The 15,729-nt window shown below is 36.9% G+C and carries 11 protein-coding genes and 4 tRNA genes; 8 read left to right on the forward strand and 7 right to left on the reverse strand.

The features are described from left to right. Positions 1-72: 72 nt before the first annotated feature. Positions 73-351 (reverse strand): hypothetical protein, encoded by a 279-nt coding sequence (locus ND2E_RS22965; RefSeq protein WP_150113769.1) that lies wholly within the window; start codon positions 349-351, stop codon positions 73-75. A gap of 670 nt (positions 352-1,021) precedes the next feature. Between ND2E_RS22965 and ND2E_RS07375 the strand changes: the two genes are divergently transcribed. Further along, a complete protein-coding gene (locus tag ND2E_RS07375; RefSeq protein ID WP_033094584.1) occupies positions 1,022-2,290 on the forward strand; it encodes a GGDEF domain-containing protein in 1,269 nt (422 codons plus the stop codon). Between the two features lie 210 nt (positions 2,291-2,500). Here ND2E_RS07375 and ND2E_RS07370 read toward each other — a convergent pair whose 3' ends face one another. Both ND2E_RS07370 and murQ read right to left on the reverse strand, forming a co-directional pair. Further along, entirely contained in the window at positions 2,501-3,676 is a 1,176-nt protein-coding gene (locus ND2E_RS07370; RefSeq protein ID WP_052056729.1) for an exo-beta-N-acetylmuramidase NamZ family protein, read from the reverse strand. 7 nt (positions 3,677-3,683) lie between these two features. Continuing rightward, on the reverse strand, positions 3,684-4,613 hold the full coding sequence (murQ, locus tag ND2E_RS07365; RefSeq protein WP_033094585.1) for an N-acetylmuramic acid 6-phosphate etherase: 930 nt from the start codon (positions 4,611-4,613) through the stop codon (positions 3,684-3,686). 197 nt (positions 4,614-4,810) lie between these two features. Here murQ and alr point away from each other — a divergent pair, with 197 nt between their 5' ends. Beyond that, positions 4,811-5,893: an alanine racemase gene (alr, locus tag ND2E_RS07360; RefSeq protein WP_033094586.1), complete on the forward strand. Its 1,083-nt coding sequence runs from the start codon at positions 4,811-4,813 to the stop codon at positions 5,891-5,893. 18 nt (positions 5,894-5,911) lie between these two features. On the opposite strand, the gene queE is transcribed toward alr, so the two are convergent. After that, positions 5,912-6,580, reverse strand: coding sequence for a 7-carboxy-7-deazaguanine synthase QueE (queE, locus tag ND2E_RS07355; protein WP_033094587.1), 669 nt, complete (start codon positions 6,578-6,580; stop codon positions 5,912-5,914). A gap of 138 nt (positions 6,581-6,718) precedes the next feature. Here queE and queC point away from each other — a divergent pair, with 138 nt between their 5' ends. After that, positions 6,719-7,375, forward strand: coding sequence for a 7-cyano-7-deazaguanine synthase QueC (gene queC / locus ND2E_RS07350; RefSeq protein WP_033094588.1), 657 nt, complete (start codon positions 6,719-6,721; stop codon positions 7,373-7,375). Positions 7,376-7,961: 586 nt separating this feature from the next. Then, positions 7,962-8,174 carry a hypothetical protein gene (locus ND2E_RS07345; protein WP_033094589.1) on the forward strand — a complete coding sequence of 71 codons (213 nt, stop codon included), beginning with the start codon at positions 7,962-7,964 and terminating at the stop codon, positions 8,172-8,174. Positions 8,175-8,469: 295 nt separating this feature from the next. On the opposite strand, the gene uvrB is transcribed toward ND2E_RS07345, so the two are convergent. Both uvrB and ND2E_RS07335 read right to left on the reverse strand, forming a co-directional pair. Next, positions 8,470-10,491 carry an excinuclease ABC subunit UvrB gene (uvrB, locus tag ND2E_RS07340; protein ID WP_033094590.1) on the reverse strand — a complete coding sequence of 674 codons (2,022 nt, stop codon included), beginning with the start codon at positions 10,489-10,491 and terminating at the stop codon, positions 8,470-8,472. Beyond that, the gene (locus ND2E_RS07335; RefSeq protein WP_033094591.1) at positions 10,488-11,876 is read right to left on the reverse strand and encodes an MATE family efflux transporter; all 1,389 of its coding nucleotides are present in this window, start codon (positions 11,874-11,876) and stop codon (positions 10,488-10,490) included. Before ND2E_RS07335 ends, uvrB begins: the two co-directional genes overlap by 4 nt. Before the next feature lie 640 nt (positions 11,877-12,516). On the opposite strand from ND2E_RS07335, the gene ND2E_RS07330 reads away from it, so the two are divergent. The 4 genes from ND2E_RS07330 to ND2E_RS07315 all read left to right on the forward strand — a co-directional run bounded on the left by ND2E_RS07330 (position 12,517) and on the right by ND2E_RS07315 (position 13,039). Further along, positions 12,517-12,592 (forward strand) — tRNA-Asn (locus ND2E_RS07330). A 39-nt stretch (positions 12,593-12,631) separates the two neighbouring features. Continuing rightward, positions 12,632-12,707: transfer RNA gene (locus ND2E_RS07325), tRNA-Asn, on the forward strand. A 142-nt stretch (positions 12,708-12,849) separates the two neighbouring features. Next, positions 12,850-12,925, forward strand: a tRNA-Asn gene (locus ND2E_RS07320). Between the two features lie 38 nt (positions 12,926-12,963). Beyond that, positions 12,964-13,039: transfer RNA gene (locus ND2E_RS07315), tRNA-Asn, on the forward strand. 422 nt (positions 13,040-13,461) lie between these two features. Here the strand turns inward: ND2E_RS07315 and clpA are convergent. Then, the gene (gene clpA / locus ND2E_RS07310; protein WP_033094592.1) at positions 13,462-15,720 is read right to left on the reverse strand and encodes an ATP-dependent Clp protease ATP-binding subunit ClpA; all 2,259 of its coding nucleotides are present in this window, start codon (positions 15,718-15,720) and stop codon (positions 13,462-13,464) included. Positions 15,721-15,729 lie beyond the last annotated feature (9 nt).

The raw sequence follows: 15,729 nt of genomic DNA on the forward strand, positions 1-15,729 counted from the left end.
TGAAATGTATAAATTTTTATTTTTAACCAAAATGTAACTGCTAGTTTTATTTACTAAAATAACCCGAAAGGCTTAGCCATAATCAGCCAGGTACCTGTCGTTCTCTACGGATAAATCTTGAAGTCCTGGTAATTTGTCGATGGAATTTACATATTTAAACGGTGAAAAGTTGATAACAAATACGAAATAGCGCTCTAATTTATATAGGTATATGCCAATTGGCGGCGACATATTTAATTGAAACCGTAAGAAATGATAAAAAAAGATTAGAAGTTTAGATGTTGTCTGCGGCAGAATTTTCGCCGCTAATAATGCTGATTGATGACAGGTAGTGAGAAAATATTGACTCATAATAATACCCCCAATGTGTGTAAATAAATCTATATCTACCCTTCAAACAGCAACATACATTGGTAAAGTAAATATTTATTACTAATTTACAAAAAGTTTAGCCTAAAAGAGCGTTTTTGCAATTGATTGAATCATTCAGTAAAGGGAGGAAGTAGAAAGATATTCAAGAAGGTCTGATTAAGTGTCATCTCAACATATTTTATATAAACATTACTTTACATAACTTTTATTGAATTTAAATAGCAAAAGTAACGTATAAATCAAGGTAAGAATTTTTTAGCTAATTTTATTAATTTTTGTATTATTTTACTGCTCTTCAGTAAACATTTTACGGAAACAGTGTTTATCCAACACACATATTTTACTTATAACAATACTAAATTAGACAGTATTACTTGATGTATTTTTAATACAGTCAATCCAATTCAATATACTGTAATAAAAGAATAATCATTTGTTTAAATACCGCATCTTTTTTGATGTATGTCAATTGAACTCTTTAAAATGAGCTTTAGGCTAAAGACATTGGTATTTTTGCTAATGGTGTATTACTTTTAAAGTAATAAGGCGTTATGTTCAATTTTCCCCAAATAAAGATTTTATCTTAACTTTAACCTTATGGGATATTTACGATTGGACTCGTTCACCCAGTTTAAGGAATTGCCCTTTCATGCAAGAAGTAAAAGATTCGCAGCAAAAGCTTGAGTTTTATGCTGTTATTTCACTGATATTTATAACAATAATTATCTCTGCATTACTGTTTCTTGATATAGATAAACATAAAGTAATCAACTTAAATACTGCAGACATTAAGGTTGTAGATGATCGCGTAGCATTAGGCGCATCTATTGCGACTGTAGTAAAAACTAATCATGGCCTTAAATTTAGTTGTCAAATATCAAATTCTCACCTTGATCAGCCTTATTGTGAATTAATAGTAAACCTACAAGACTTAAGTAAACAAAAGCCTTTCACAGGGTTAGATTTATCAAATTATCAGCAAATAGGTTTATGGATAGAACATAATCACCCGACACAACCTGGCACCCGCGTTGAATTACGAAACTTTAATTCCAGTTACGCTACGCAGCAAAATAACGTAATTTTAAAGCCAAATTCATTGGAGTATTTAGAAGCTTATGTTGCCAACCCAGTTTGGCTTAAGCTATCTGATTTTTCAATACCTCAGTGGTGGAACAATAGTCATAACTTAACACTAAATAATGGCGGAACTGATTTTTCAAACATCTATTCAATTGCTATTGCACCGAGTACAAAAGTACAACAAGGAAATTATCAACTCATTGTTAAACGCATTGAATTAAAAGGGAAATACATTGGAAACACAACGCTCATAGCATTGTTGATAATGTTATGGAGTATCGCTATTGGTTATGTCATTCGCCGTTTGGTGCCAGCAAAAAAAATACTGATTGAAACACCAGAACAATCGAGCCATCCCATTGAATTTGGAGCTATGAGGTGCCCTTTAACAGGCGCACTCAATCGTATTGGATTGCGTAAATGTTTTGACCAACTAACACCAAGTGATTTACACAAATTAAGCATTATTTTTATTAACATTGATTACTTTGAGGATCTGTACCCTAACTATGGTCAACAAACAGCAGACAAAATTTTACAGAAGTTTGTCAAAAACATTGATAAAACATGCCGCTCCAGTGATACAGTAGCTCGGTGGAATACTGAAGAGTTTTTATTAGTATGCCCTGACACTGATTTATCTCAAGCAGTTGATGTTGCTGATAAAATCAGAGTAACCATCCAGGAAGCCAGTTGGCCAAATGATATTAAAATTACCTGTAGTTCAGGGGTTGCACAAATGTATGATGAAGATCTTAATGATTTAATTGCTCGTGCAAATAAAGCACTATCTAAGGCAAAAATTACTGGCAGTAATAAAACAGCAGCAGCTTAACGATATACCGAGCTAAGAAGTTACAGATCTCACTCAGTAATCTAACCTGAGCTCGGCTTAACAAATGTTTATCTAGCAACTATTCTTCCTAACTTCTGCGTTAAATTTACTTGCAATAGCTCTGCTATTGACGCGAAAATTGCCTTGAATTAAGAAAAACTATTAAGCCAGAAACTCATCAGAATAGTTTATGTAGATATTTCGATGATATTAAGGATATAACAAATACGGTTCACGTTTTTGCATAAAATCAATAATAGCCGCTCGCCAACTTAATTTAATTTGCTCAGCACTTTGACCTGCCATAATGGCTTTTCTTAATTTATCCGTACCTGCCAATTTATCCATAAATTTTGGACTACTAAAAAAAGTAGTTTCCTGTTTTGCAAAAGCGTTATACCAGCGTAGGATAAAACGTAAATCTAAACCATGACTAACCACTTCGCGAAGATCTTCTCCTTGCAAGCTAACATTCATAAATTTAGGATTGCTCGCAGCTCCAGGCATTGAAACGGGAGTAAAACGAAAATCTCCAATATGTATATTGTCATGACCGATCACCTGAAATGGAAAAGGTGTTCCACGACCAATACTTACCGGTGTAGCTTCGAAAAATGCTAATGAGGGATATAAAGCTATTGAATGCGCATTTGGCAAGTTAGGGCTTGGTTTTTTCGGTAGATGATAAGCCATTTCTCTTTGATAGTTTTTTACTTTATAAACGCTGAGATTAAGTTCATTTTTACTTGTTAACCAACCTTCCCCTTTAATCATTTGCGCGAGCTCAGCCACAGTCATTCCATGTAATAACGGTATTGTATGCATACCAACGAATGAACGAAATTCTTTTTCAAGTACAGGACCATCAACAAATGCCCCATTTGGGTTTGGTCTGTCTAACACAATGAATTTGATCCCTGCATCAGCTGCAGCTTCCATCATATAATGCATCGTACTGATATACGTATAAAAACGTACACCCACATCTTGAATATCAAAAACAATTACATCAAGTTTTTTTAACGTTGCTAACGTGGGTTTTCTATTTTTACCATACAATGAAATTAATGGTATGCCAGTTTTACTATCAACACTTGAATCAAATTTTTCGCCGGCATCATGGTTACCACGAAAACCGTGCTCGGGCGCAAAGATAGTCTTAATATCAACGTTATTTTTCAATAAAACATCAACTAAATGTTCTTTGAATACCGCAGAAGTTTGATTGACGACTAACCCTACTCTTTTCCCTGTTAATTCAGGTAAGTACTGTTCAACTTGCTCTGCTCCTACCACGATTTGATTTATATTTGCTTGTAAGCTGAAAGAGAATAGATAAAAGCTAATAAATGTGGCAACTACTTTGGTAATAAGCACTAATTTCATCAATGTTTCACTCATTTGCTTGGTGTTCGACCGCTTTTCGTAAAAAGCCATTTTTCTTGGCTAACGCAGCCTCTGCTTGAGGATAATCTAAACCTGTTAACACCATTAAACTGGCAAGCTTTGTTTGATTTTTTGCTTGAGATAATGCTTTCTCTGCCGTAGCAAAATCACACTCTGTTGCCTGCATCACAATGCGAACAGCGCGCGCATAAAGCTTTTCATTACTGGCATTCACATCAATCATTAAGTTTTGATAACTTTTGCCACTTCGGATCATGCTCGCAGTACTTAGCATATTTAAAATAAGTTTTTGTGCAGTACCTGATTTCATTCGAGTAGAGCCCGTAAGAGCTTCTGCGCCAACGACCGCGCAGATATTAATATCAGTATTCTGAGCGTAAAGGCTATTAGGGCTACAACTAATACCGATCACTTTTGCCTCCTGCTCACGGGCATAAGCCATCGCTGATAAGACATAAGGCGTGCGTCCACTGGCAGCTATACCCACAACCACATCTTTATGAGATAAGTTAACTGCTTTCAGATCATCAATAGCAAGTTCTCTATTATCTTCAGCACCCTCCACCGCTTTATACATAGCACCATCGCCACCTGCTAGAATACCTATGACTTGATCATTGGACACACTGAAAGTGGGTGGGCACTCAACGGCATCAAGTACACCAAGTCGGCCACTCGTACCTGCACCGATATAAATTAACCGACCGCCAGCGGCGAAAGCGTCAACAATCAGGTCAACCCCTTTAGATATTTCAGGTAGCAGCAGGCCCACAATCGCAGCGACTTTTTGATCTTCTGTATTTATTTTTTTAAGTACACCAAGAGAATCAAGTAAGTCTATATCCAGCGTGTTGGGGTTTTGCCCTTCTGTTGTTATATTGTTCAGCTCATTAACTAACTTTGCTTGCGTGTTCATGAAGTTTTCTCATTAAGGTGAATAGGGGTGTTTTCAATCTGCTATAACTTAATCACTTAACCACAAATTTTACGATTAAGATAAAGCGCACAATAATTATCATGGTACACTGATAACTCTTAATAAATAGAAAAATAAGTGACAATTATATCGTTGTCCCACTTTATTTTCCCGCACTAGTCATCAGTTGAAATCACATGAGTTATACATCTAGACTTACCAAAGCAATTATTGACTTGGACGCCCTCGTTAAAAACTATCAATATATTGCGAGCCTATCAAGTAACAGCAATACCATTGCCGTTATCAAAGCCGATGCATATGGTCATAATGCCAGCAAAGTAGCTCAAGCACTGAGTACTGAAGTGAATATTCTTGCCGTTGCTTTCATTGACGAAGCATTAGCACTTCGTGCAGATGGGATTAATACCAAGGTACTCGTACTTGAAGGCCCTCTTAAAGAAACTGATATTGAGTTAGCGCTAGACAATAATTTTGCTTTAATGCTGCACAGTGATTATCAACTAGGGTGGTTGAAATCAATTAGCCCTGAATTCTCTGGCGATATATGGTTAAAGGTTGATACGGGGATGAATCGCCTAGGATTTCAAGTTGAACAAGTTGACCATGTCATGTCTCAACTATCTGCTGTACAAATTAGCAACTTGGTATTATGTTCACATTATGCAACCGCTGATCAAATTGATTGTATTCGACCTAGCAAACAACTCGAAAAATTAAAGGCATTAGTCGCAAAATACGGTTGTAAATTTAGCATGGCTAACTCCGCTGGTATTTTAAATTGGCCCGAGAGTCACGGCCATTATAATCGATTAGGTTTAGCACTTTATGGTGCGTCCCCTATCGGTAAAAGCCCCAAAACCCGAGCACTCATTCCTGCGATGACATTGCAAGCTAATATTATTGCTATACATACAGTAAAAATTGGCGAATCTGTAGGTTATGGTAACAATTGGCAAGCCCAACGAGATACAATGTTAGCAACAGTAGCTATAGGATATGCTGACGGCTATCCTCGCAATGCTAAATCAGGTACACCTGTATATATTAACGGTGCTCTCGCTCCATTGGTAGGGCGAGTATCAATGGACATGATCACTGTTGATATAACCGATTTAATACACACTAAAATCGGTGATACTGTTGAGTTATGGGGCAAGAACTTAAATATTGATATCGTTGCTCAAAACAGCGATACCATTAATTATGAATTATTAACTCGAGTATCTAAACGTGTACCAAAAACCTTCGTTAATTAACTCAGTGCCTAAGTCTAATTATTCGATACCAATATATTTGTGAACTTGCACCGATAAGCGCCAATTGTTAGCAATGCATGTTGCTATCGCTAATTCGGTTGCACGTTTCTTTTGACTAATTGGTTGTAAATATACTGGAGTTTTTTCAACTTGATGCAGTGCGAGTAGTGCTTTTAAATCATCTACATTCTGCTCTGTTGCTACAGGGTGTTTTATTTCATTCGCACGTGTCATAGCGCTCGCTAAAATTTCATAACCACCACGCATCTTAATTTTAGGAGAAACGGTTACCCAGCACTTTTTGGTTGTGTGAATTTCGAAGGTACCAGAAGTTTCAATTTGCGTACTGTAGCCTTGTTCTTCAAAGCTTTCACATAACGGTGTTAAATCAACCATACATGGTTCACCACCAGTAATAACAATGTGTTTTGCTTTAAAGTTTTTTTCTTTCACTAAAGTTAGAATGTCCGCGGGTGAAAAGTTTGCCCATTGAGAGGTCTCTGAATTTTTAGCGAACATAGTGTCAGGACTGACTTGATCCTCTAGTGCTATATCCCAAGTATGCTTTGTATCACACCACGAACATCCGACAGGACAACCTTGCAGTCGAATGAAAATTGATGGCTGGCCCGTGAAGGATCCCTCCCCTTGAATCGTTTCAAAAAGCTCATTAATTTTATAGTTCATGGGTATTATGATTTTCTCTTCTACATTGTGGTTAGTTTAATATCGGTGCTATTCACTTTCTGCTTTAGCCTATTAGTTATTTCAAGTAAAATAATAAGCATTATTATTATACCTTAGATCAATTAAGAGAGCTTTTAAATGGCTGAAAAAGTTGTTGTTATTTATTCTGGTGGCATGGACTCCTTTACTGTATTAAACCGCGCTAGAAAAGACGGAAAGCAAGTATTTGCGTTGTCCTTTGATTATGGCCAGCGTCACGTAAAAGAATTGGAGTGCGCTAGCACCGTTTGTAAAGAGTTAGGCCTTAGTCACAAAGTAATTGATATTTCGGCAATTAATCAATTACTCGCAGGTTCTTCACTTACAGATGATATTGATATTCCTGAAGGTCATTACGAAGCAGAAAATATGAAATCAACGGTTGTGCCTAATCGTAATATGATTTTGCTTTCTTTGGCGGTAGCTTATGCAGTATCAGTTGGAGCTAACCAAGTTTATTATGGTGCGCATTCTGGCGACCATGCTATTTACCCTGATTGTCGACCTGAGTTTGTCGAAAAAATGAATGATGTTTGTAAAATTGCCAATTACGAGAGTGTCGAAATATTTAGCCCTTACTTAACCGTTGATAAAACAGCAATCCTTGCTGATGGTATTTCGATGGGTCTAGATTACAGTAATACTTGGACTTGTTATAACGGACGAGATAAAGCTTGTGGTAAATGTAGTGCGTGCCAAGAGCGCTTAGAAGCGTTTGAAGAAAATAATACTACAGACCCAATACCTTACGAATAAAAGCTGAAATTGCTGCAGATGAGTGATGTAAAGACATGAAGCTATGACTGATTCAAAATTAGATGCAAACGGTGCCACAAACATTGTAGTGCAAGCATATAGAAGAACTAAAGCCGTTTACTACTAAGCTAATTGCCGCTATTTTTGAATCAGAGTCAACTATCCGCCAATAATATTTAGTCAAATTTCTGCGGTTAAATTTTTTCTTTATTTCTTTTTTGTCGAGAGTATTATTTAAACCTTTGCGCTTGTGTCGAAGTAAAAGAGTATGCTCACCTACCCCATTGCATAGCAAGAACGAGCTAAATTAGCTGTTAAATTGGAATTTTGCTAAGGAAGTTTTCCGGCTAGAATTACTCGGTTTAAACGCAAAAACCACCACGATACACGGGCTCATTGCGCTTAATTTAAAAAAATCTAGTTTTATTCTGTTCAGTTGAAAAATTAACACAATGTTTATTAATATGTTAATGAACTATAGATTATTATCTTCCTTTGATTCGCTTTTAAGACAAAAGTTTTATAACCAATGGTGCGCTTTAGCCCTAGACTTAAGAGATGTTCAATGAATAATTGAGGATATCTTATGAGCGCGACTTGGAAATATCAAGCACGACGTTTGAAGCAGATGATTGATTCAAATAATGAAACTCATGCTCACCTTTATATGGAACATTTATTATTATTCCCGGTTGATATACAGGACCGAATAATAGAAGAAATTAGCCACCTCCCCCACTGCAGTAGTGATGCGATTGCTAATATCTTAGGTCATTACTCAATACAAGAGCTTAAATAATACTAAGCCCATTAAGTTATTTCCACTCAGCGAAAAACAAAGGATTATAGGCAGGGTAAAGATTGACGAATATGCTTATTCATTCGTTAATAAGCTTTATCTTTAAAACGTCCTTATCAAAAGCAAAAGCTGTGTATGAAAACCTTTTATGCCCTCCTATGGGCGTTTGTGATAAACAAGAATTAAAAAATACGTCAGATATGGGATAGTCATATCTGACAAATTTATTAAAGCTATGCTGAGATAACCCCATGTGCGGAATCATTTAATGCGACTGGTTTACTCTAACATCAAGTTAAGTAGAGAGTTGCTGTACTCGTAATTTTGCAATTTTGTCGCGCACAGAAGCGGCTTGTTCAAACTCTAAATTCTGAGCGTGTCCTTGCATTATTTTTTCAAGTTCAACTATTTTACTGTCAATTTCTGTAGTAGTTAATAAAGGCTCTTCTGCTTGTTGATTAATATGATAATTTTTATGAGCTTCAGCCACTTTATCAAATGACTTCGCATCGCTATAGTCACCAACGCCCATAACATCAGTTATTTTTCTAACAACGCCTTGTGGCGTAATATTATTGTCTACATTATATTGATGTTGCTTAACTCTGCGTCGCTCTGTTTCATCAATAGCTCGGCGCATAGAGCCTGTAATTCTGTCTCCATACAAGATGGCTCGGCCATTAATGTTACGAGCTGTTCGACCAATGGTTTGAATTAAAGAGCGATCTGAGCGTAAAAAACCTTCCTTATCAGCATCTAAAATTGCAACTAGAGATACTTCAGGCATATCTAAGCCTTCACGAAGCAAGTTAATCCCAACTAAAACATCAAATTTTCCAAGTCTAAGATCTCTTATAATTTCTACACGTTCAACCGTATCAACATCAGAATGTAAATAGCGTGCTTTAATGTTATGTTCATGCAAATAGTCAGTTAAATCTTCCGCCATGCGTTTAGTTAACGTTGTAGCTAATACCCGCTCATTTAATGGTAAGCGTTTATTAATTTCTGATAATAAGTCATCAACTTGCGTTTCAACCGGTCTCACTTCAATAATAGGATCAAGTAACCCCGTTGGCCTAACCACTTGCTCGGCAATATCGCCAGTAGATTTTTCTAACTCATAATTACTGGGTGTCGCGGAGACATAAATAGTTTGAGGCGAAATAGCTTCAAACTCTTCAAACTTCATAGGTCTGTTATCTAATGCAGAAGGAAGTCTAAAACCATATTCCACCAGATTTTCTTTACGTGATCGATCTCCTTTATACATAGCACCAATTTGTGGCACAGTAACATGAGACTCATCAATAATAAGTAAGCCATCATCAGGTAAATAATCAAATAGTGTGGGTGGCGCGCCTCCCTCCTCTCTCCCTGATAAATAGCGAGAATAATTCTCTATACCAGAGCAATAACCAAGTTCGGTCATCATTTCAATATCAAATTGGGTTCGTTGAGTGATGCGCTGTTCTTCAACTAATTTATTATTATCTTTAAGTTGTTGAGATCTATGCTTAAGCTCAATTTTAATTTGTTCTACTGCTGCTAGAATTTTCTCTCTAGGCGTTGCGTAGTGTGTTTTAGGATATACAGTAACCCGAGCCAAGGTTCTTTCAACTTGCCCTGTGAGGGGATCAAATTGACTTATGCGCTCAATTTCTTCATCAAACAATTCCACACGTAAAGCTAGACGATCAGATTCGGCAGGAAATATATCAATGACATCACCACGCACTCGATATGTAGCCCGTGCAAAGGCAACATCATTTCGAGTATATTGCAGCTCAGCAAGGCGGCGCAAAATATCTCGCTGATTAATAATGTCACCTTGACTGATGTGTAACATCATTTTCAAGTATGAATCAGGATCACCTAAACCATATATTGCAGACACAGAAGCAATGATGATGACATCTCTACGTTCAAGTAGCGCCTTGGTAGCTGATAGGCGCATTTGTTCAATATGCTCATTTACAGAAGCATCTTTTTCTATAAAAGTATCTGTCGTCGGCACATATGCTTCAGGCTGATAATAATCATAATATGAAACAAAGTACTCAACGGCATTATTGGGGAAAAACTCCTTCATTTCACCATACAGTTGCGCTGCTAAGGTTTTATTCGGTGCTAACATCATCGTGGGCCGATTAAGCTTTTCTATCACGTTGGCAATGGTAAAAGTTTTGCCTGAGCCTGTTACACCTAAAAGTGTTTGGTGCGCTAAACCTGATTCAATACCATCTAATAACTGCTTAATTGCCGTTGGTTGATCACCACTAGGTATGTAATCAGAACAAATAGTTAACTTTTTCATACCACCTGCTCCGCTGAAGCTGTCTCGACTTGAGAAAATTCTTTACTAAATAATCGGTACGAAATCATCGCCATCACGATATTTCCAAATAAAGCACCTGCAAATAAACCAGGTAAGCCGTAAAGTAAACTTCCTAAATAAGCTAATGGTAAATAGCAAACAAATAAACGAACGATACTTAACCCCAAAGCTATCATAGGTTTATGCAAAGCATTAAATGATGAATTTGTTAATATAATAATTCCTTGCAAGCCATACCCCAGCGGCAGTATCCAAATAAATAGTTTGATTAATTCAGCTACGTCAGTCTCTTTACTAAAAGCACTTGCTATCCAATGCGCGCATACCGCCATAATAATATAAATAACTATTTGCCAGGCTAAGATAAACTTTATTGCGACTTTGTATGCGGTTTCAACACGGTGTAATTGCCCAGCACCAAAATTTTGGCTGATAAATGGCGGTAACGTCATAGATAAGGCTAACACTATCAAACAAGCTATTGATTCCAGTCTTGAGCCAACACCGAAGGCTGCCACTGCAGCCTCACCATATGAGGCCACAATTGCAGTCATAATAGCTGCGGCTAAGGGTGTTAACATATTTGCACTTGCAGCAGGTAAACCTATTTTTAAAATATCTTTACAAGCAATCACCAGCTCTTTTATCGGCAGCATACTTGTATGAATAAGGTCATGTTTTTTAGTTAAGATATACAACACGTAAGCTAAACCAAAAATCCATGAAATTAAGGTCGCAATTGCCGCACCTTGGATGCCCATGGCGGGAATTGGTCCAAAACCAAAAATAAAAATAGGATCTAGCACTGCATTTATCAATCCAGCACTACCCATTATCATACTCGGAGTCTTAGTATCCCCTGACGCACGTAATACTGCGTTACCTATCATAGGACCAATTAAACAGACACTTCCGATATACCAAATATCCATATACTCATGAATTAAAGGTAATAAAGATGGCTGAGCACCTAGTAAGGTAAATAAAGGATCTGTTATGAAGTAACCTATTGAGGATAAGCACGCCACTATGATTGCAGCTAAATACAATGCGGCTGTCGCAGCATTCTTTGCAGATTTTGTGTCTTTTTTCCCTAAATACTTAGCAATAACTGCAGAGGTACCTATACCTAGACCAATAGTTAAGCTCAGTACGGTGAAAGTAACGGGGAATGTAAAACTAATCGCTGCTAGCGGCTTTGTTCCTAGAAGCCCAACAAAAAAAGTATCTATTAAGTTGAATGTCATCAAAAGCACCATGCCATAAATCATTGGAATGGTCATACGCTTAAGAGTATTAGCAACAGGGTCTTCGAGTAAATTAACTCGTTTAGTATTATGTTTCGCAGTATTAGTTTTGGTCATTTAATATTATCAGTGTTTCTATCTTGTCTGTCTGAGTAAATAATATGTAGCGGTACATTGTAAAAGATTAACTAACTTTTACCTAGTGTAGATTTATCTGATTGTCGCCCTTTCTCAAAAAGCACAAGTAGATATTGTCATAAAAGTTAAAACGTGAAAGCGTCTTTAACTATTAACTCCTAGTGAAAACGACAACGGACTCAGAATGGCTAGATAGTTATAAATATAAAATTCACACTTATATAGACGACAAAGCAGATGGTTAAAAATCACTCTGTTTGTTAAATATTGCACCAAACAATCATAAACCACTGAAATATAACAAAATAAAACAATCACTATTTATATTGACTTATGGGCAAGCCAATCAAACCGCGTTAGCAATATAAACTTACACAATAATCCACATAGTTATCCACAGTAATAGGGGATAACTAAAACGTTACTTAATTATTAGGCTAAAATAATTCCTTATAATCGACAAGTACAAAAAATCATCTAAAAGTGGTGCAAAAGAATCTAATATGAACACATCTTCAGCAAACAATATTTATTTCAATAATTTATTATTTTTGTGTTGACACATAGGCCACAGGTCTTTATTATTCTGCCCCGTTAGCCGCTGAGGTTAACGCGAGATTCCCCAATAGCTCAGTTGGTAGAGCGATGGACTGTTAATCCATGTGTCACTGGTTCAAGCCCAGTTTGGGGAGCCACATTTACTTCATTAATAAACAGAAGTTTAAAAAGTTTATTCCCCAATAGCTCAGTTGGTAGAGCGATGGACTGTTAATCCATGTGTCACTGGTTCAAGCCCAGTTTGGGGAGCCACATTAAATGATGATGACTTCAAGTCGCTAAAGCGATGGACTGTACTCTCTTTAAATAAGCATGTGTCACTGACTGGCTTATCGAGACCAGTTTGAGGAGCCACATTCAACTTCATTAATAAACAGAAGTTAAAAAAGTTTATTCCCCAATAGCTCAGTTGGTAGAGCGATGGACTGTTAATCCATGTGTCACTGGTTCAAGCCCAGTTTGGGGAGCCACATTACTTCATTAATAAACAGAAGTTTAAAAAGTTTATTCCCCAATAGCTCAGTTGGTAGAGCGATGGACTGTTAATCCATGTGTCACTGGTTCAAGCCCAGTTTGGGGAGCCACATTAAAATGTGAAAAGAAACCTGCTTTATGCAGGTTTTTTTTCGTCTGAAGAATGATGGTTTCATTAATACTGTAATTTAGCTCTCAACAGTATGAGTCTAAAATCGATGGACTGTACTCTTTCAATCTGGCATGTATCACTGATTCGAGCCATTATTTATAAAGAGTTGGGAGCCACATTAAAATGTGAAAAGAAACCTGCTTTATGCAGGTTTTTTTTCGTCTGCAGAATGATGGTTTCATTAATACTGTAATTTAGCTCTCAACAGTATGAGTCTAAAATCGATGGACTGTACTCTTTCAATCTGGCATGTATCACTGATTCAAGCCATATTTATAAAGAGTTGGGAGCCACATTAATCAAGTAAAAAAAAACCTTACCAGCAAGGCTAGTAAGGTTTCAGTAAATGATTTGGTGTTATTACTTCAGGGTAGCCAATTCTTGTTTATTTTCAAAGTTAATGACTAATTTATCTTTTTTAACATCAACTTTAGCTGTACCACCATGTGTTAATTCACCAAAGAGCAATTCATTAGCCAGTGCTTTTTTCAAATGCTCTTGAATTAAGCGAGACATAGGTCTTGCCCCCATTGCTTTGTCATAACCATTATCCGCTAGCCATTGCTTAGCTTTTTCAGTTAATTCAAGCGAAACACCCTTATCATCAAGCTGTGCTTGTAATTCCACAATAAACTTGTCAACAACTTGATGGATAACAATATTATCTAAATGATTAAACCAAACAATGTTATCTAACCGGTTTCTAAATTCAGGTGAAAAGACTTTATTTATTTCACTTAATGCATCTAGGCTGTGATCCTGTTGTTTAAAGCCGATAGATTGACGTACCGTTTCTTGAACACCTGCATTAGTTGTTAATACTAGGATAATATTTCTAAAATCAGCCTTGCGACCATTATTATCCGTTAAAGTACCGTGATCCATGACTTGTAATAAGATGTTATAAACATCTTCATGAGCTTTTTCTATCTCATCTAACAAGACAACCGCATGAGGATGTTTGATAACTGCATCTGTTAATAAGCCACCTTGTTCATAACCTACATAACCAGGAGGAGCACCAATAAGTCGACTAACGGCATGTTTCTCCATATATTCAGACATATCAAAACGCAATAACTCTATGCCTAATATCTTAGCCAATTGCTGTGTTATTTCAGTCTTACCAACGCCTGTAGGTCCTGCAAAAAGAAAAGATCCTACAGGTTTTTCTTCATTGCCTAGCCCTGCACGAGATAATCGAATAACGGATGATAGTTCGTCAATAGCTTTATCTTGACCAAAAACAACAAGCTTCAAATTGCGATCTAAATTTTTAAGGCCATCTTTTTCAGTTAATGATACTGACTTTTCAGGAATTCTCGCCATTTTTGCAACAATGTTCTCAATATCAGTATTATTGATAACTTTCTTACGCTTACTCGCTGCTACAAGTTGTTGTTTTGCGCCAGCTTCATCAATGACATCAATCGCTTTATCTGGAAGAAATCTTTCATTAATATACTTAGCTGACAGTTGAGCTGCGGCGTGTAAGGCTTTATTCGTATAACGAATGCCATGATGGCTTTCATATTTGTCTTTTAGTCCCTGTAATATTTTAGTGGTATCAGCAACACTTGGCTCTGCAATATCAATTTTTTGGAAACGACGGGCTAATGCTCGGTCTTTTTCAAATACACTTTGATATTCTTGGAATGTTGTAGATCCTAAACAACGAATTTTACCTGCGGACAATAACGGTTTAAGTAGATTGGAGGCATCCATCATACCGCCAGAGGCAGCACCCGCACCTATGATGGTGTGGATTTCATCAATGAACAGTACTGCATTTTTATCTGCTTCAAGTTCTTTAAGTAATGATTTGAAACGTTTTTCAAAATCCCCACGGTATTTAGTGCCCGCGAGTAATGCTCCCATGTCTAGAGAATAAATAGTTGCATCGGCTAAAAACTCAGGTACTCGTTCGTTAACAATTAAATTAGCTAAGCCTTCAGCAATTGCTGTTTTCCCTACCCCTGCCTCACCAACAAAGAGAGGATTATTTTTTCTTCGTCTACTTAATACCTGTAAAGTACGCTCGAGTTCATCATCACGACCAATTAAGGGGTCAATATTACCTTTAGTAGCTTCTTCATTAAGATTTACGGAAAAATTTTCAATGGTACGTGGCTCTTCCTCACTTTGCTGATCAGCATCAAGAGTATGTGGCGCGTTTTCATCGTCAATTTTTGCAATTCCATGGGAAATATAATTAACAATGTCTAACCGGCTAATATCTGATTTCTTTAAAATATAAGCCGCTTGTGATTCTTGTTCGCTAAAAATAGCCACCAATACATTGGAACCACTGACTTCATTTTTGCCTGATGACTGCACATGAAACACAGCTCGTTGTAATACCCGTTGAAAGCCAAGGGTGGGCTGAGTTTCACGCTCATTTTCACTAACAGGGATCGTGGGTGTTGTTTCGCTGATGAAGTCTATTAAACTTTTGCGAAGTTTTATTAAATCAGCTCCACAGGCACCCAGTGCCTCGATTGCCGAAGGGTTATCTAATAATGCCAATAATAAATGTTCAACAGTCATAAATTCATGGCGCGATTCTTTAGCTTGGCGAAAGGCTAAATTAAGTGATACTTCTAAGTCTTTGTTTAGCATAGCTACTCC

The sequence above is a fragment of the Colwellia psychrerythraea genome, from assembly GCF_000764225.1.
GTDB classification, from domain to species: domain Bacteria; phylum Pseudomonadota; class Gammaproteobacteria; order Enterobacterales; family Alteromonadaceae; genus Colwellia; species Colwellia psychrerythraea_D.

What these genes read in the sequence shown, in the direction of transcription:
- uvrB (WP_033094590.1), bottom strand. Translation starts at nt 10,491, where the DNA reads ATGAAAAAGTTAACTATTTGTTCTGATTACATACCTAGTGGTGATCAA.
- ND2E_RS07375 (WP_033094584.1), top strand. Translation starts at nt 1,022, where the DNA reads ATGCAAGAAGTAAAAGATTCGCAGCAAAAGCTTGAGTTTTATGCTGTT.
- alr (WP_033094586.1), top strand. Translation starts at nt 4,811, where the DNA reads ATGAGTTATACATCTAGACTTACCAAAGCAATTATTGACTTGGACGCC.
- queE (WP_033094587.1), bottom strand. Translation starts at nt 6,580, where the DNA reads ATGAACTATAAAATTAATGAGCTTTTTGAAACGATTCAAGGGGAGGGA.
- ND2E_RS22965 (WP_150113769.1), bottom strand. Translation starts at nt 351, where the DNA reads ATGAGTCAATATTTTCTCACTACCTGTCATCAATCAGCATTATTAGCG.
- ND2E_RS07370 (WP_052056729.1), bottom strand. Translation starts at nt 3,676, where the DNA reads ATGAAATTAGTGCTTATTACCAAAGTAGTTGCCACATTTATTAGCTTT.
- ND2E_RS07345 (WP_033094589.1), top strand. Translation starts at nt 7,962, where the DNA reads ATGAGCGCGACTTGGAAATATCAAGCACGACGTTTGAAGCAGATGATT.
- ND2E_RS07335 (WP_033094591.1), bottom strand. Translation starts at nt 11,876, where the DNA reads ATGACCAAAACTAATACTGCGAAACATAATACTAAACGAGTTAATTTA.
- clpA (WP_033094592.1), bottom strand. Translation starts at nt 15,720, where the DNA reads ATGCTAAACAAAGACTTAGAAGTATCACTTAATTTAGCCTTTCGCCAA.
- murQ (WP_033094585.1), bottom strand. Translation starts at nt 4,613, where the DNA reads ATGAACACGCAAGCAAAGTTAGTTAATGAGCTGAACAATATAACAACA.
- queC (WP_033094588.1), top strand. Translation starts at nt 6,719, where the DNA reads ATGGCTGAAAAAGTTGTTGTTATTTATTCTGGTGGCATGGACTCCTTT.